Origin of the sequence: uncultured Veillonella sp. (assembly GCF_937981445.1) — a bacterium.
GTDB lineage: Bacteria > Bacillota > Negativicutes > Veillonellales > Veillonellaceae > Veillonella_A.
In genome coordinates this window covers 100,638-118,515 of record NZ_CALJON010000031.1, presented here as the reverse complement: position 1 = coordinate 118,515, position 17,878 = coordinate 100,638, and the positions used below count along the sequence as shown (strand labels likewise).

17 protein-coding genes are annotated in these 17,878 nt (G+C 41.1%); all 17 read right to left on the bottom strand.

What is annotated here, in order from left to right; all coding sequences use genetic code 11:
- Nucleotides 1–306: 306 nt before the first annotated feature.
- The 17 genes from Q0376_RS05335 to Q0376_RS05255 all read right to left on the bottom strand — a co-directional run bounded on the left by Q0376_RS05335 (nt 307) and on the right by Q0376_RS05255 (nt 17,790).
- Entirely contained in the window at nt 307–732 is a 426-nt protein-coding gene (locus Q0376_RS05335) for a hypothetical protein (protein ID WP_298704944.1), read from the bottom strand.
- A 248-nt stretch (nt 733–980) separates the two neighbouring features.
- A complete protein-coding gene (locus tag Q0376_RS05330; protein ID WP_298704942.1) occupies nt 981–1,364 on the bottom strand; it encodes a VOC family protein in 384 nt (127 codons plus the stop codon).
- 43 nt (nt 1,365–1,407) lie between these two features.
- Nucleotides 1,408–2,631 (bottom strand): chloride channel protein, encoded by a 1,224-nt coding sequence (locus Q0376_RS05325; protein WP_298704940.1) that lies wholly within the window; start codon nt 2,629–2,631, stop codon nt 1,408–1,410.
- Nucleotides 2,628–3,197 (bottom strand): PaaI family thioesterase, encoded by a 570-nt coding sequence (locus Q0376_RS05320; RefSeq protein WP_298704938.1) that lies wholly within the window; start codon nt 3,195–3,197, stop codon nt 2,628–2,630. The genes Q0376_RS05325 and Q0376_RS05320 overlap by 4 nt, the downstream gene beginning before the upstream one ends.
- 159 nt (nt 3,198–3,356) lie before the next feature.
- Nucleotides 3,357–4,850: an enolase C-terminal domain-like protein gene (locus tag Q0376_RS05315; RefSeq protein ID WP_298704936.1), complete on the bottom strand. Its 1,494-nt coding sequence runs from the start codon at nt 4,848–4,850 to the stop codon at nt 3,357–3,359.
- Nucleotides 4,851–4,891: 41 nt separating this feature from the next.
- Nucleotides 4,892–6,496: an o-succinylbenzoate--CoA ligase gene (gene menE, locus Q0376_RS05310; RefSeq protein ID WP_298704934.1), complete on the bottom strand. Its 1,605-nt coding sequence runs from the start codon at nt 6,494–6,496 to the stop codon at nt 4,892–4,894.
- A 17-nt stretch (nt 6,497–6,513) separates the two neighbouring features.
- Nucleotides 6,514–7,356: a 1,4-dihydroxy-2-naphthoyl-CoA synthase gene (gene menB / locus Q0376_RS05305; protein ID WP_298704932.1), complete on the bottom strand. Its 843-nt coding sequence runs from the start codon at nt 7,354–7,356 to the stop codon at nt 6,514–6,516.
- A 58-nt stretch (nt 7,357–7,414) separates the two neighbouring features.
- Complete coding sequence (gene menH / locus Q0376_RS05300) at nt 7,415–8,332, bottom strand: 2-succinyl-6-hydroxy-2,4-cyclohexadiene-1-carboxylate synthase (RefSeq protein WP_298704930.1); 918 nt, start codon at nt 8,330–8,332, stop codon at nt 7,415–7,417.
- Nucleotides 8,325–10,022, bottom strand: coding sequence for a 2-succinyl-5-enolpyruvyl-6-hydroxy-3-cyclohexene-1-carboxylic-acid synthase (gene menD / locus Q0376_RS05295; protein ID WP_298704928.1), 1,698 nt, complete (start codon nt 10,020–10,022; stop codon nt 8,325–8,327). The genes menH and menD overlap by 8 nt, the downstream gene beginning before the upstream one ends.
- 10 nt (nt 10,023–10,032) lie before the next feature.
- Complete coding sequence (locus tag Q0376_RS05290) at nt 10,033–11,436, bottom strand: isochorismate synthase MenF (RefSeq protein ID WP_298704926.1); 1,404 nt, start codon at nt 11,434–11,436, stop codon at nt 10,033–10,035.
- A 176-nt stretch (nt 11,437–11,612) separates the two neighbouring features.
- On the bottom strand, nt 11,613–11,909 hold the full coding sequence (locus tag Q0376_RS05285) for a helix-turn-helix transcriptional regulator (protein ID WP_298704924.1): 297 nt from the start codon (nt 11,907–11,909) through the stop codon (nt 11,613–11,615).
- 10 nt (nt 11,910–11,919) lie between these two features.
- Nucleotides 11,920–12,555, bottom strand: a complete 636-nt coding sequence (locus tag Q0376_RS05280) for a hypothetical protein (protein ID WP_298704922.1) — start codon at nt 12,553–12,555, stop codon at nt 11,920–11,922.
- Nucleotides 12,545–14,077, bottom strand: coding sequence for a DUF2157 domain-containing protein (locus Q0376_RS05275; RefSeq protein ID WP_298704920.1), 1,533 nt, complete (start codon nt 14,075–14,077; stop codon nt 12,545–12,547). Before Q0376_RS05275 ends, Q0376_RS05280 begins: the two co-directional genes overlap by 11 nt.
- A gap of 63 nt (nt 14,078–14,140) precedes the next feature.
- Nucleotides 14,141–14,590: a universal stress protein gene (locus tag Q0376_RS05270; RefSeq protein ID WP_298704918.1), complete on the bottom strand. Its 450-nt coding sequence runs from the start codon at nt 14,588–14,590 to the stop codon at nt 14,141–14,143.
- Nucleotides 14,591–14,781: 191 nt separating this feature from the next.
- Entirely contained in the window at nt 14,782–16,023 is a 1,242-nt protein-coding gene (locus tag Q0376_RS05265) for a hypothetical protein (RefSeq protein ID WP_298704915.1), read from the bottom strand.
- Between the two features lie 342 nt (nt 16,024–16,365).
- A complete protein-coding gene (locus Q0376_RS05260) occupies nt 16,366–17,124 on the bottom strand; it encodes an amino acid ABC transporter ATP-binding protein (protein WP_298704913.1) in 759 nt (252 codons plus the stop codon).
- Between the two features lie 9 nt (nt 17,125–17,133).
- Nucleotides 17,134–17,790 carry an amino acid ABC transporter permease gene (locus Q0376_RS05255; protein WP_298704911.1) on the bottom strand — a complete coding sequence of 219 codons (657 nt, stop codon included), beginning with the start codon at nt 17,788–17,790 and terminating at the stop codon, nt 17,134–17,136.
- Nucleotides 17,791–17,878: the final 88 nt, after the last annotated feature.

The window sequence follows — 17,878 nt, the reverse complement described above, 5'->3', positions numbered from 1 at the left end:
ACCTGCGACCCCCTGGTCCCAAGCCAGGTGCGCTACCAAACTGCGCTATGCCCCGATATATAAGTAAAACTATTCTTTTCGTTGTTTCGTTCTACTCTTTCGCAACAACAAAGTTATTGTATCATATGTAAAAAATGTGCGCAAGTACTTTTTTAATATTTTTTACAAATTTTCAACTTGTTATTTCTTATACAAAAATAAGAGGCGAACTAAGAAGTAGTAGTACACCACGCAGCATTATTCTGCCTAATCTAGCTCGTTATTCTATCTACGCCAGCTCAGAACGCCCTTACTACTTCCATTCAATTAAATCGATTCATCAAGCTCTTGTCCGTCTACAACTTTTGCAAAAAAGCTGTTCAGCAAGATAGCCTCAGCCCTCACTGCATTTCGTACTCTAAATTTAGGACTTATAAATTTACCACAACGATTAAATATGCTGTCCATAAAAATATCATATTCATACCAAGGTAAATTCTCAGAGAATTCGTAGAGTTCCATGGCATCAAATTCTTCACAAACTGTTTTTAAGGCGTCACTAGCACCGCCTAGCACATCAAACCCACCACATCTACCGCGAAAATCAAATGTAACTTCACTTACTTCAAATACCTTGCACAGCTCCTGCTTATAGCGCTGTGCAAACTGTCTCGTTACATATGTTTCTAATAAGGGTTTACGCTTTGTTTTAAACTCTTCCGAAAACATATCATTCCATACAAAGTCTGCCATCTCCATGCACCGCCCTTCATTCACAGTACGTACATCACCACATATCGACGCATTCCTATAAACTGTTAAACCTAAACGATTAAACCTAAACTATTAAACCTAAACTATTAAACCTAAACTATTAAACTTAAAATTTTAAGCTTAGACGTTTAACAATCATCAAGTAATACCCATATACTGCCTACTGTTACGTCTTACGTCTTACGTCTTACGTCTTACAACCATTTTAACATATATAAGCTCTACGATTACATATACTGGCTTAATTCTACTAAATTTCCATCAGGGTCTCGCAAATAAATACTTTCCATTTTTCCTAAGCTACCATGACGAATTACAGGACCTAACTCAACAACTCCACCTTTGGCCTCAATATCGGCTTTTACCGTTGCCATATCTTTATCGGTATCAATTAGTAAGCAAAAATCTAAACTGCCACCAGTTGGATACAAAGCGGCGGGCAAAAACTCTGCTGGTTTTGTATGAATATTAATTTTCTGTTCTCCAAATCGCAAGGCATAGCGATTATTGGTTTGATCTAGCTCCATGCCTAACATACGGACATAAAAATTAATACAGGCTTCTATATCTGCTGTGGTAAGAACGAAATGGTCTAATCGTTTAATAATCATAATATCCTCTTTTATTTTACTAACCTAAATGTATTCTATTCTCTTAGTCCCTTGAAATTAGCCACTGTTGTACGAGCAAGCCTACCCCCATAGCCAAGGTAACGGGAAATAAGTATTCTACGGAAAAACGAGACAATTCGAGCATAAAAACAGCTGAAGTAAGAGGCATTTTTTGAGCCAGACCTAAAAACACTACGGCCCCAAGAAACGCTCCTGCCCCTAGTGAAATAGGCCCTATAATAGCTGTCCAAGCAACGCCCAAAGCCAAGGCCAATGTACTGCCTAGCATCATAGAAGGTGTAATTTTACCACCATAAGCGCCTACAGCTAACGCTAATACAACGGCTATCCATTTTGTGCCGAACATACCAAGAGCGTATTGCCAACTCACCAGCTCAGCAAAGGTCAACTGATTACCTGCCTTGCCATTCCCTAAAATAGAAGGAAAATACATAGCCATAACCCCCACAAAGGTGAAGGCTAAAATAAACCAAAATATCATTTTCGGGCTTTTACGATTTATTGTAGGTAAGGCCGTTTGTGATTTATCAAAGAGTACTACGGCCAAGCCAATAACTAGGCCTAATACTATGGAAAAAGCAGCCATAGCGCCCGTCAAAGGGGGCTGCATCATATCATATTGAATGGTATCGCCTAAACCTAAACGCACAATATATGTGGCTACACCACAAGCAATTAAAGCGGAGATTAGGGATTTTCGATTCCATGTAAGGAGCAATGTCTCCAATACAAAGATTGTTGCTGATAATGGCGAATTATACACGGCCGCTAACCCTGCCCCAGAGGCACAGGCAATAAGCAAACTTCGCTCCTCTTTAGTAACCTTTACAAACTTCATCACCCATGTAATTAATGCCGAACTAGCTTCACGGGGTGCCACTTCACGTCCTAAAGGAGAGCCCATGCCCACCGTAATAATTTGTAAGGTTGCATGACACAAGGTGGTCAAGGTAGGCATCGGCTTATCTGGATTGGTCACGGCTTGTTTTACATCCACTAAAGGACTGCCAAAACGATGGATTACATACCACCCTACACCGCCAACTACACCACATAAAAGTAAGGCTATCACACGATGCTCAGGGGATGCATTAGCGACACCAAGACCAAAGCTCAAATGGTCTGCCTCAGTATAATTGTAGGTCAAATGCTGTATAAAATGCATTAAATTAGTAAACCCAATACCCACTAAGCCCGCCATTATACCAGTTAGAACAAGCAAACTTAATATGCGTTTATTAATCATTTGCCCTTAGCCCCCATAGGATAAATAAGGGCATTAACAACCGTAACCTGTGAAATACGAAGCCCCTCTTCATTGCGAATATCAATTTGCCATACATGATTACGATTTCCTTTTTTTATTAAAGTCCCTGTAGCAATAACACGGCCCATAGACTTCATAGAATTCAAATGTTGGCCTGTAACGGTCTGTCCCACAGCTACATAAGGGCCTTTGGCCAACTGAGCAGCCAGGCGTTCATCCTGCACGCCCTTTGCCATGAGATTCATTTGTACAAAATCTTTTTGACCTGACTTATCGGCTCTCGTTCCAGCAACAACTTTTAGCTCTTCATAGTCTGTTGCATGCGCCGCATCATCTATACCGGCAGCTTTTTTTAACGCTTCATAATCTGCTGTTCCCAGTTTGTTAGATGCTTCACCGGCAATAGCTTCACAATAGGCAAGTATAGCACCGCCATTTAACAAGCCATACGGTTGTTGGTGAAATTCATTTAACGTCATAGCACTTTCAAACCCTTCATCAGTGAGCCGTAAATATTCAATTCCTAATTGATCAACTAAAGTCATATACAGTCCTTTCCAATCTCTTCTATCTTTTCTATCTTTTCTATCTTTGCAATCTTTGCGTTTTTGCTATCTTTGTAATCTTTACTATATTTGTAATCTTCCCTAATACTACAATCCGCCCCTGGCTTTACAAACACCGAGCCTTTGCCAGCTCTTTGCTCATATCATTACAATCGAATGACTATCTTCTGATGTATTCATTATGATTGTACCATAGGTGTGTAAGATATGACGATTTACTTTTACGCCTAGCCCAGGGCCTGCAGGAACTCTCATATATCCCTTTGAAAAAGTAATTAATGGCTCGATTAAGTCTGCTTCAAAATATCGCATCGAGTCAGATAAGTCGCCCGCCATCCACACAGCAGGCAAGGCTGACAATTCTACATGGAGTATTTTTGAAATACCACTTTCCACCATGCTTCCAACCCAAAATCCAATGCCCTGTTCTTTACAATAGGCTATACAACGTAAGGCCTCACGAAGGCCGCCTAAACGGCCAATTTTAATATTCAGCAAAAGAGTCGGCCTAGCATATACATTTTGAGCTGTCTCTCTCGCCAAAGCCCCAGAGTCCAAACTAGTTTCGAAGGATTCAGTTGTAGAATCTATTGGCGTATTAACGCCTACAACAGATGCCGCAACAGATGTATCTATTACAGTATTTTGTAAATGCAACTGTTTGAAAATGCCATGTAGTTCTTTTAATTCGTCTAAGGACTGCACGCTTTCGTCAAAACTCAAAGGTGTATTCCAATCTTGCCAAAATTCCTTGGGCACCATCCCATAGGTTTGCGCCACCGAATGGCTTACCTCAAATGGTTCCTCTAGGGATTTTAAATGATACGCATCTAATGTCTTTACTAAAGGCCATTGGGAAACAGCAAAGCTGCGATTCGCATCAGCAGCTAATTCTAAATCGGGAAATCTATTGCGCACTGCGGCGAGGCGCTTCTCCGCATCATTAGGCGTTAACTTTATTTTTACGCGCTTACAACCCTGTGCTACAGCGCCACTTATTTTTTCCAATAATAATGGAATAGGCATGTCCCCAAAAACTAAGCCCAAGGGAATTGTTGACGTAAGAGCGCAGTCCTTATCTAAAGCAAGGTCTACTAACGTTTGTATCATCGGCTTATTTTGCTCTTCAAAAAAAGCATGAAGCAATGCATTTTCAAGGCCCGCCCAAGCCATTGGCAGGCGGCCCTCACGCAACAGTGCCAAAGCGCCCCTCTCCCATGCGTCTAAACGTTCACCTATGTTTTTACCTGTGTTTTTACTTATGTTTTTACTTATGTTTTTACCTATATTTTCATCTACATATGCCCTAGTACTACGTCCCTTGCGAACACTATCATCAACTCCAGATTGCTCAAATGGCGGTTCCCAGTTATAACAATCCCATGGCTCATGCATGGTAAAACCAACAAAAAAAGGAATGACATTTCGTAGCCATTCCTCGCTGATATCAATTGTTTCATCTGTATAAAAAGGAGTTTCGAAGGCTACGACTTCACCAAATCCATGAATGCCAGATTCTGTTATGACTTCTACTATTAAAGTCTGACGTTCTCTCACGACGCCCTTAGCCGTATGAAAATCAAATTTCATAGGCAAGCGAAGACGCCACAATACTATGGACTGTACTCTCATAACCTTCCTCCTTGCTTATTTATAAAATACCATATCTGTCATCACATTAAAGCACGCCGCAATATTTTACCAGAACTATTACGTGGCAAGGCCTCTAATTTATGAATGGTCTTGGGCTGCTTATAACGTCCCAAATGGCGCCGTAAGTGCGACTCAACAGTAGCAGGGTCAGCGGCACCAGCATAGTATAATACCGGAACTTGCCCCCATTTTTCATCTGCCTCAGGCACCACAGCACATTCTCTAATGCCATCCAACGTATACAATACATCTTCAATTTCTTTAGGATATATATTTTCACCACCGGAAATAATAATATCCTTCCGGCGATTTACAATATACAAAAAGCCATCCTCATCTACATAGCCCATGTCATCCGTATTAAAGAAACCTTGAATCGGTGCCTGACCTAAATAGCCCTTCATAACCATGGGCGAGGAAATCCAAATTTCTCCAATCTCATCCTCAGTAAAACGAGTCGCCCCAGTTGCCCCAGTCGCCAGAGATCCTACACTGTCTTCAACCCCTTTAGCATGTAATGGCCTAATTTCAATCACTACACCTGGCAATGGCTTTCCTACAGATTGCCATTTTTGTGGATACTTTAAAATATCTACTGTTGTACTCTGCGCAAAAGTTTCGGTCATACCATAGGTCTTAAATATAGGCAACTGTTTCGCCAAGCACGCTTCTACTAAGGCATTAGGAATAAACTCTCCGCCTAAAAGAATGACACGTAACTGATGATGTTTAATTTTGTTCACTAAACGCTGCAACACGGTAGGCACTAAAGACATCATATTGATTTTTCCCGTCTCAATAGCCTTGAGTACAGCGTCTTCATCAAAACCTGAATGAATGGTAGCGGCTGTCCCATTGTACAAGGTCCGCATCAAGATAGATAAGCCGGACACATGAAACATGGGTAGTACGATAAGCCAATTATCTTCAGGTGCAACGCCCAGCACTTGAGCTGAGGCTTTTACATGGGCCTCAATTTGCCCCCAACGAAGGGGCACAGCCTTTACCTTACCGGTAGTAGCACTGGTAGTCATAATGGCGGCAATCGCATCGTCATCAGCGTCCGTAATTACCTTAGAGGATACCTTCTCATGAGTAGGTACTAATTGCTCAAACAATGCTACTAAACGCCGCCCCGTTTGTTCATCCATAAGGGGCAATGCAGGTATACTCTGCCATTGCACTAGATGTTCCTCATTGCCTTCAATAAAGCGAATTTGTGCCAACGCAGCACTAACACAACCAGCCAAGGAGCAAAGCTGTGCTTTGCCCACTTTTAATTGTTCCCCATCAGCAGCTTCTTGTTCTGCCACCACCCGAGCTTGTACCTGTGGCGATGTAAATACTAAGTCTACACCGAGCTCTACAGCTTGACTCATGCGCTCTTCCACAGAAAGTTGTGGATTAATTAAAAACACCTCTTTGCCAGAAAGCCACAAAGCAAACAGCACTATGGCCAGTTGCAAGGAGTTTTCACTGCACACGCCAATACGCTTCCGTTTAGCAATGGTAGGATTTAAGAAACCTACTAACAATATAGCTTGATTGTAAATTTGTTTATAGGAGTATCCATTTAGAAACGATTGATCAGGTCTATTTTCTACCTGTTCACGCAACCATCTCATATATTTTCGACCTCCGATTAAGGGAATTTAGGGAATTGTTTGAAATTAGGTTTTCTCTTCTCTTTAAATGCATCGCGCCCCTCTTTTGCTTCATCCGTTGTATAATACATAAGAGTTGCGTCGCCCCCGAATTGTTGTAACCCAGCTAAGCCATCTGTATCAGCATTGAAAGATGCCTTTAAGAAGCGAAGGGCCATTGGAGATAATTGTAAAATCTCTTCACACCATTTAACAGTTTCTTCTTCTAATTGTTCAAATGGTACAACTGTATTAACAAGCCCCATATCAAGAGCTTCTTGTGCTGTATATTGACGGCAAAGGAACCAGATTTCACGTGCTTTTTTATGACCCACTAAGCGAGCTAAATAACCTGCACCATAGCCTGCATCAAAAGAGCCTACCCGTGGACCAGTTTGACCAAATTTTGCATTTTCAGACGCAATTGTCAAATCACACACAATATGAAGTACATGACCGCCACCAATGGCATAGCCATTTACCATGGCAATAACAGGTTTTGGTGTAATGCGGATTAAATGCTGTAAATCAAGTACATTAAGGCGTGGAATACGGTCTTCCCCTACATAGCCACCATTACCGCGTACACGTTGGTCGCCACCAGAGCAAAATGCTTCTTTATTTACATCGCCACCATGGTTGGCCCCAGTCAATACGATAACGCCCACTTCAGCATCATCACGAGCAATAGTAAAGGCATCAATTAACTCCACAACTGTTTTAGGACGAAAGGCATTACGCACTTCTGGACGATTAATCGTAATCTTTGCAATACCATTATAAGTTTCATAAATCACGTCTTCATAACCGCGATCCAATACTTGCCAATCAAATTTACTCATAATAAACCTCCTTTGAAATAGTACTTCTTACTAACTATTGAATTCACTCCATTATGACCTAACTAATGCTACGCTCACTAAAATCTGACAGGAATAAATCAACAATATCATTAAACTCTTTAGGTTTTTCTATATGCACATTATGACCTGCCTGCGGCACTGATACAAAGGACACATTCCCGCAAGGAGCGAATACATGAGTTCCAAATTCCATGTATTTAGCATCGTATTCGCCAGCAATATATAAAATTTCCGTCCCTAGTTTTTCAATGGAATCACCTACATAGGGCGTTTTTCCCTGTCCTGTACCGCGCAAAGTATGAGCTAGTACATAGGGCTCATTGCTTAACCGGCGCCGTTTTATACTTTCTTGTACAGTCTCAGGCAATGTTTGCTGTGAACTAAAAATAGGCAGCGATGACCAAAGCTCTTCAAACCATTGTATAGAATGGCTTTCAATAGCCTTTGCCAATTTTTCATCATGACCCATACGTAAGCCTCGTTCCGTCATATGCTCAATCCCTGGACTAGCCGATTCTAAAATCAAAAAAGCCAATCGCTCTGGCTCATACATAGCAGCATATTGCAAGGCCATGCGACCACCCATAGAATATCCTAACATACCATAGGGCTCATCGCCTACCAAAGTATGAATTAAAGTATACAAATGGCGCAAAGCAGTATTAAATTCATATAAATTACTTTTATTAGGCCGATCAGAAAATCCATGGCCTAAAAAATCAATGCAATATAAGCGAAAACCAGGTAAATTCAAATGTTGCCACGTATCACAAGCTTCACTAAAGCCATGTAAACAAATCAATGGGAAACCTTCACCGCGAAGTAGTACATGATAGGATACGGTATCAATCGTAACAAACACATCTTCCGCATCATGTAAAATACTATCCAGTTCAGCCCGTTCCCCTTGATCATATACAGGAATTTCATCTAATGTTTCCAGTTCATCATTCATAGTTTCGCACCGTATACTTTCTATGTAAAGCACAAGACGATTCTCTACCAGTTTTTATTTCAAGTATCTGAATCCCCGGCGTATCTAAACTTGCCGCAACGGCCTGTTTAAACTGTTCATAGGATTGTATTTCTTCATAATCAACAGCAAACAAGGTGCTCAAGCCTTTAAAATCAACGCCCTGTGGGGTAGCAAATAAATAATCAAAATAGGCTGTTCCTTTTTGAGGTAAATACTCAAAAATCCCGCCCCCATCATTATTAAACAAGACGATGGTTAAGGATATATTAGCTTGGCGTCCCATAAGAAGACCATTTATATCGTGAATAAAGGATAAATCCCCTGTCACCAACACTGTAGGGCGCCCCGTACTAGCCACACCTAAAGCTGTTGAGATAGTTCCATCAATACCATTAACCCCTCGATTGCCTAGAATTCGTATATTCTGTACACCTTTTGACCAAAAATAATCAAAGTCTCGAATAGCCATGCTATTAGCCACTACCACTTGGCTATCTTCTGGCATAATCCCCTGTAACTCATGTACGAGGCGACCTTCAAATAAGCTAGGTTCACTTTTTACCTCATGCAAGGCTTGCCGCATAGACTCTTGTTCCGCTTGCCAAAGGCTAGCATAACTTGCATCTTCATTCATAACAGTTAGACCCGCTACAAAATCTATAACAGAGCTGGCAATTATACGATTGGTAGTTACCATGCCATTTCGATAGGTAAAGGAAGGATCCACCTGCAAGCAAAGAACATCCCTATGATGTTTCAAAAATTGATGTACCCTCTTAGATACAGGTAATTGCCCTAACATAATTATATAGTCCGGACGCAATGTATCCTTTAGTTTAGAATCACTTAAAAAAGCATCATAACTATCAATAATGTAGTCATCACTCCATTGTCGCACCGGCGATAATGGGTCCGCTAAAACCGGTGCCTTCAATTGCTTGGCTAAAGTTAATACACTTTCTACATAGGCTACCTCATGAGCTTTGGTCCTTTCTATAGTACCTTGTGGTTCGTTATAAGGGCCCGCCAATATGATGCCCTGTTTGCCACGCAATTCATCGCCTCTATAGGTACTGGTCATGTGTCCTTTTATATACTGAAATAGAGTCGAATTTCGTCCTTTTTCAAAATATGCCCAGTCCAAAGCAGGTACTAAGGGCTCTCTTAAAGGCACATTAATTTGTACAGGACCACTCATCGCCCCGCCACTCCCCAAGGCTCCGAGTACAGCGCGCTGCGCTACTTGCCGAGGATATACAAAATCCTCTAAACGACCTTCTAAATTTTCAAAATGATTGACAAATTCACCAAACAGTCGCATTTGGTCAATCGTCTGTGGTGCCCCTACAAACTGCATTTCACTAGGTCGATCTGCCGTCATCATTACTAATGGAATGTGACTGGCCTTCGCCTCGACTACAGCAGGAAAATAATGCGTACCTGCAGAGCCAGACGTGCAAACCAATCCTACGGGGCGACCAGTACTCTTCCCTATGCCTAGAGCAAAAAATGCTGCCGACCGTTCATCCACATTCATATAGGTTTTAAATTTACCATACGCAGTAAATAACATGGCTAGTGATGTAGACCTAGACCCTGCACTAAACACAACCTCTTTCATACCCAACGTATAAAGCTCATCCACTAGAGCCGCTAAGTATTCGTTCATTCTTACCTCTTTATAAAACTTCTAAAATTGTTCCTAACTTAGTCTTAGTTTCTTCATATTCACTTAAACAGTCAGAATCTCCTACAATGCCGCAACCTGCATAGGCGTAGGCAATATTATCTTTCACTAAGGCAGAGCGGATGCCCACCACAATGGTGCCATCTAAATGTCCATTGCCATTAGTTTCCAAAAAACCCAATGGCGCTGCATATAAACCTCGCTCTTGAGGTTCAGCTTTAGCTAGTACATCTAAGGCAACCTCTCTTGGTTGGCCCCCCATGGCTGGCGTTGGATGTAACGCATGAGCCCAAGTCAAAATATTAGGTGCCCCACCTTCTGCTGTAATGATGGTTCGCAAGTGAAATAGATTTTTAAGCTCCATAAGGCCCATTTCTTCCGCCTCAACGCGAGAGCTTAAGGTCTTCATAGTCGATTTAATCATATCCACTACAATGGCATGTTCATGACAATTTTTAGGGTCTTCTAACAAGGCCTGACCTGCTGCCCTATCTGTAGGACTTTGCTTTTTAATGGTCCCCGCTAAGGCATAGCTCAATACATGAGACTGATTTTTTTGTACTAAAATTTCTGGTGTTGCCCCAATAAACACTGCATCGCCCTTAGCATAGGCAAATACAAAGCTACTTGGATTATTACGCTGTAAGCCGCGGAGCATCAAATCTATATCAAATGATACTTCACTCTCTAATTTTACCGCTCTTGAAGCTACAATTTTTACGGCCTTACCACTTTGTATGGTGTCCTGAATGACCGAGAAAAACGTATGCCAATCTTCATAATCATCCGTACTAATCGTATACGCCTGATGCATACTCGCTAATGAATCAGTAGCCTCCTCAAGAGTAAGACTGTTGTCCCTATTAGCTTTAACCCCAAACTCATTAGTTTCTTCGAACGTCTTAGCTCCTTCGAAAGTATTAGACCCTCCGGAAGTATTAGTCCCTCCGAACTCCTTAGATACTTCAAAAGTCTTGGTTACATGAGACTCTTTAGCCCCTGCAGAAACACGCAAGGCACATGAAGCACCAGAACTCTTAGCAAGGCCTTCCACTTTTAAGCGCACCTCATCATTATGCTCCGGTACAAACCAACGTGCACCTGCTTCATCCTGCACATAATAGTAGTTAAAGCCCACCACTTCATTTCCCATACCAGCCCACAAATCGGACTTTGTATTAGGGAAAAAGGTCTCACTATACCAAAGATAAGGGTATTCACTACTATGAGTTGATGCGGTATCATCAAAAGTTTCCACCCCAAAGGCAGCCGCGCGAACTGCTGCAAATATAGTTTGTTGACGCACAGGATTATACCAATACACCTTCTCTGCGTCTGCAAAAGAAGACCATAGAGAAATTGGTTCCTGTGCCTGTTCTATGGTTATATATTTCATACAAATCCCTTTATATCTAATAATTTCATTAACACTTTATTATAAGCCTTTACGCCTTCATTTGTCTAACCTTCATTTGTCTGATAAACAAAAGAAGCCCCTTATTTACAGACTCATAATCTATTTTGTAATACAATCTAAATTATGACCTATAAATAAGAGACTCCGACTTACTATTATTGATGCGCCACGTGCTCAATACCTTGTTTTAATAAGACTACCACATGTTCATCATTCAAACTATACCAAGCTGTTTTTCCTTCTTTGCGAAATGTTACCAAACGTGCTTGCCGCAATACACGCAATTGATGAGAAATAGCAGATTGCCCCATTCCCATCGTATCAGCAATATCAGATACACACATTTCTTTATTTAATAAAAGGCGTACTATGCGAATACGCGTTGGATCACCTAATACTTTAAATAGCTCAGCTAATTGTTGTACATCCACTTGCTCATGCCCTAAATCCATACTACCACTCCTATTGTTGCTCATTTTGTCTATCTTGCGTTACTTCTACAGGCTTAGGTTCACCAATTTGAGACAATGGTGTTCGACTATCTAGTTCCTGCTGCTCCACACTCTCTGGAGTTGCTGTTTCAATAGACACACCTTTAGAGTATACACCTGTTACAACACCATAGCCATCCTTAATTTTTAATGTAGCTAATAAGGTGCCTTTATACGTAGTATAAAACTGCGGGTCTACTTTAGTTAAATCCAATGTAACTCGATTAAATAAAATTTGAAACTCCACATCAGTTTTTTCAACTTTTGTTAAACGAGCCAAAATATACTCCCCAGAAGCAGGCTTTTCATTAGATGCGCCTTGTACTTCTAAAATACCATTAGCCTTAGGTGCTATCCAAATATAGGCCTCTTGGTTCACTGTAGGAAGCCCTTGTCCTTGCCAAGTCGTGCGACTCCCTAAGAATTTCACATCTAAATAATCTGAAGGAATCCAACTCGCCGTGCGGCTTAACGTAACCGGCCATTGGTATTCAACGCCACCTTGTCGCAACGAAGTGGAACGCTGTTGAATATAAAAAGGAGCGAGTATAGTAAAAAGCCCCACAAGAACAAAGCATATCCATTTGATAGGAAGATTATTTTTCATGAGAATCCTCCTCTCCATTAGCGGCACTACGAGACTGCTGCCCGCCAGACTCATCACTTGGCAGAGCCTCGTGATGTAAAGCCTTATCTTCTGATTCACTGGTATCAACACTAGTTTCTGAGCTAGATTCTTCAACACTATCTTGAGAGTCCCTTACGTCCCCAGTTCTTGTCGTTACACTTTGTTTTCTATGCATGCGACGGCCTGCGCGCTGTACGGAAGCATTAATAGAATTCCGTTCTGCTTGCTTACGCCACATATAGAATAAATTCACCACGAATATAGCCGCCCCTGCTACGATAAAAGTAAGCCCTCGTTCTACAAAGGTAAACGCGGGGTCAAAAAAGCGGGCCCCAATCATAGCCAAAAAGGCAAAAATGTAACCATTTACTAGTGCTACACGATTTGTCACACCACCGCGGAAGAACATAACTGCCGCTAATATGACTACATATGTATTAAACAAAATCGAAGCCGACAAGGCGGTTACCCCCATATGCACGGTAACAATTAAAAGCCCCACAACTAAAGGGCAAATCGTTATAAGAATTTCAAGCCCCTGTTTGTCACGCCATAACGCCCGAATGGCACCACCGATCAACACTAAAGCAGCTACAGCCAACAATAAAGCTCCTATGCCTGGTGTGGTGGCCGCTTCTTCTTCCCAAGTGCCCAAGAAAGTACCAGCTACAACAACATAAATGAGGCCTAATGCTCCAATGCCTCTAAATGGCAAGGTCCATAAACCTTGCTCTTTAGATACACTACCTAACGCAAAGGTAACAGCCGACAAGGTGGCTACAAAGAACAAGCCTAAGGATAATTGGTACGAATTAATGGTAAAGAAAAATGCCCCAAATAAGGCAGCCACATAAGCCCAAGAAAGCCATAATGTGGAAATAAGCCCTACAGTGCGAGACCGCAAGCGCTCAGCAAAAAAAGGGCCCCCTAAAGCAAGCAATACCCAAATCCAGGCCGGTTCGCCCCAAATGGTTATATCATGGGCCGAGGTGCTCCACAATAAGGATATACCTAAAAATGCAATCATCGATAATTGACTACCAAGGAGATACACAACAGGTAAGGTCAGCACCATGATAATCAAACAATAAATGCCAATCCCTGCCCCTGTATAATATGTATCAGCCATTAAAAAGGTAGTCATAGTCACTACAAGCACATAGAATAAGCCTACTGCTTCAGCCCCCAATCCACCGCGCGGCGCCTTCCATAGTCCAGCGCCCAAAGCGATAATAGCAACAAGCAATACTGCAATACACCAGTCCAAACGACCAGCAGGGGAGAAACTATACCAATAACCGGCAAATAGTAAAAATATGCCTAAGCCCACCAATAAAAGTCCTAGTAACAGTGCTACAAGGCGCATTAATGAGGGTGTTTTTCGTGGCCCAATCGAACCATAAGATACCTTCATAGCCGCTGCATTTTCATGGCTAATCCAGCCCTTTTTCTCCCATTTAGGAAGCTCTTCATGGAGCCAAATAATTAGTTTTTTATCCATAGGCCCTCCACTTTAAAAAAGAGGCTTTGCCCTATGGCGAGCAAAGCCTCACTATTTAAACTCTTATTTTACAACAAGAACTGGACATGTTGAATGACTTGTTACATAGCTACTTACGCTACCCATAAACAAACCTTTCAATGGACCAAGTCCACGGCTCCCCATAACAATAAGATCAGCATTAAATTTCTTTGCCACAGCAAGCACAGCCGGGCCAGGAGATCCCACTTCAAATACATTCTTAACAGAAATATCTGCCGGAACATCTTTAGATACTTCTTCTAAAATCTTCTTGCCCGTTTCTTCCATATCTTCAGCAATCTGCTCTGATACATAACCACCACTAATTGGAGTTTGATCAAAGTTAGAAATGGCCGATACGATATTGGCAACATGCACGATAATTAATTGTGCTTCATTGCGTTCGCAAATTGAAATCGCATGCTGTAAAGCTCGTTTCGAGTTTTCAGAACCATCTGCTGGCACAACGATTGTTTTGTATTCTACTTTCATGTGAATCCCTCCCAAAAGCGAATTACGTTCGCATTTTCTTCTTCTATAAGTAGGTATTCTCTACTGACCTTAAAAAATCCTCTTTTATTTCATAAAATATTTCACAAATTTTAAAATTTGTTCCGCCCTATTTTATAATTTGTAAAATTTTATAAACTGTGTAATTTCATAAGGTGTTTAAGTTTCTTTTATTATAAAGTAATTGCCCCTGATTGTACAAGTCCTTGATGTTGAATTCTAACACCTTCTACTAAGCTAAGTAAGTCTTGTGTAGAAATGTCATAACTACTAGGCGCTAAAATACGAGCCACCACTACATCCCCCTTGTCAGTCAAGGTAATATAAGCCCCAAATTTAGTGCCTTCCCCAGTAGTACTATTGAGCATGCCCCCAATTAAAGAGCCTGTATTATGATTGTCGATCAAAGTGCGATACACCTCAATCTTAGCATCATAATTTTCAACCAATTCGTCTACATAATAATCAGCCATTTGCTGGCGTGCCGTCATAGTTGGATAGGCGGCTCCGCGCTCCATAGGTACAGATTGTTTCATAGGGAATATGCCCACTTCAATACGCATGTGATCCTTAGTAAGTACAGCCCCTGTATTAGCCTTGCTTACTACTTTAAAACCATCAGGTTTCACAAAGCTAATTTCAGAATTAATTTCTAAATTCCCTTTAGCTTTGTACTTCCCTTTTAATAAATTAAATGATGGAATGAGCGTTCTCACCGTACCTTCGCGCATGAAGTTCTGATATTTGCTAGGATACATCATAGTCAAGGTATAACGATAGGTAGGGTCATTTTTCATGATAAACTCTGCATCAAAGAAAGTGGACCCAGTAGAGCCTTCCCCCTGTCTTGTAAAAGAGTCCCAGCGCGCTGTAGTAGCCCCTTTAAAATCAAATAAATCGCCATCTAAGGTATACCCATTTAAATCAGGGCGATTTGCACGCCAAAGGCTTATGTATTCGTCCTTGGTCATGTTTGTCACTGATTTATTGTACCAAGTGGTATTCCATTCCTCTAAAGACACATTGCCTTCAACTGGATTGTCACGTTTAGTAAAGGAAATCAAAAATGGCTCCGCAATGGAACTTTCTGCCACATTAAAGAAGTAGCCCTTTTCCTTAGTACCATCTTCTTTTTCCTGTGTTGTATAACGGCCATTAGTAAGTCGCCAAGGAATAACCAAAGAATAACCATCTTCATTATCCCGAATTTCCGTTTCCATAATCGTAGTATAACTTTTGTATGCCGCCGGCAAGGTATTATCTTCATGCACCCCGCGTGCTTCAAAAGTTTGAGACTCCATAGCGGCCGTTGTCGTATCATAGGCTGGCAAACTGCGCGCTTCACTCTGAGCCATTACACTTGTTAATGCCAAAGCCGCTACCACCGCTAAGCGAATCTTCCAAGATTGTTTCATTTCATCTCCTCCAAAATTATAAAAAAGAGCACTTACTCTTCAAAGTAAGCGCTCTTCACATATAGCAAAAGGAATTACACTTTCTTTTCTTCTCTATTATAAAATATTCTGAAGATTATAGAAAGGGTAAATACTTATCCTGTGGCTACAAAACGGGTATCCTGCAACTATAGACCACGTATCCTGCAACTACAGACCACGTGTCCTGCCATTATAAAATAGGTATCCTATGCCTACAAAGCAGTTTTGTTAAAATCCCGAAACTTCATACCTAGCGTCTTCGCATACTCCAACTAAACTGTGATGCTAAATCGCCGGTAGCTTAGTCTTAACTATTTTAAATTATAGCATAGATTCTAAAAAGGCTTTTGTCCGTTCATTCTTAGGATTGCCAAAGACTTCCTCTGGTGTGCCCTCTTCTTGAATTACTCCATCAGCCATGAAGATAATGCGATCCGCCACTTCACGGGCAAAGGCCATTTCATGAGTCACAATAATCATAGTCATGCGTTCCTCTGCTAATTGCTTGATCGTGCGAAGCACTTCACCTGTTAACTCAGGGTCAAGCGCCGAAGTTGGTTCATCAAAGAGCATAATACTCGGGTTCATGGCTAATGCACGGGCAATGGCAACACGCTGTTTTTGACCGCCTGATAATTTAGTAGGATATACATCGCGCTTGTCCCATAAACCTACTTTTTTAAGTAAATTTTCTGCCACTGGCGCAATATCACTAGCCTTCATATTTTTTACCATTTGTGGTGCAATTAAAATATTATTCCATACAGTCATATGAGGGAAGAGATTAAATTGTTGGAATACCATGCCCATTTGAAGCAATAAATTATGAAGGGTCTTTTTATCTGCATATTCAGCTAAGCCTTCGCCCTCAGTTTTAGCCATAATAGTGCCATTTACTTCAATGGTGCCACGATCAATAATCTCTAATTGTCCGAGGCAACGTAAGAAGGTGGATTTACCTGACCCAGAGGGTCCAATAATGGCTACCACTTCCCCCTTTTCCATCGCTAATGACACCTGTTTAAGAACCGGTAAGCCTTCAAAGCTTTTTTCAATTTTATCCATTTTAATAAAGCTCATAATTGCCTCCTATTCATCATACACGGCATAGCGTTTTTCTAAGTAATTGAAAATATTAGTTAACACAAAGGTCATAATCAAATAGAAAATAGCCGCTACTATAAAAGCAGATGTATCAAAATCACGTTGTACAATGCTGCGTGTAATACGCAACACATCATTCATAGCTAAAATATACACTAATGATGTATCTTTTAACAAGTTAATTGTTTCGTTTGCAAGGGGTGGCAATACACGCTTAACCACTTGTGGCAAAATAATTTTGCGCATTGTTTGCACATAAGTAAAGCCCAGCACTTTAGCCCCTTCATATTGCCCTTTAGGGATGGATTGAATGCCGCCACGGAAAATTTCACATAAATAAGCTGCATAATTGAGCACAAAGGAAATGAGCGCTGCCGTAGTATCATCCAGTTGAACTCCAATATAGGGAATAAAAGGCAAGCCATAATAAATAAATAAGATCTGTAACATTAATGGTGTGCCGCGCATTACATATACATAAAGGGCCATAATCTTGCGCACGATGCCAAAAGGTGAGAGTCTCAACAAAGCGGCTAACACACCAAAAGGTACGGACAACACAAGGACTACCGTAAATAATGACAAGGTAACCCCTAAGCCCTGTGCAATAACGGGCGTAATTTTTAATAAATAATCCATCATGGATTTTGCTCCTTTCAAAGCAAGAAAGGAGGCCATAACCTCCCTTCTGGAACTACTCTTTAATTTAAGAGCGACTCAGCTCTATGAT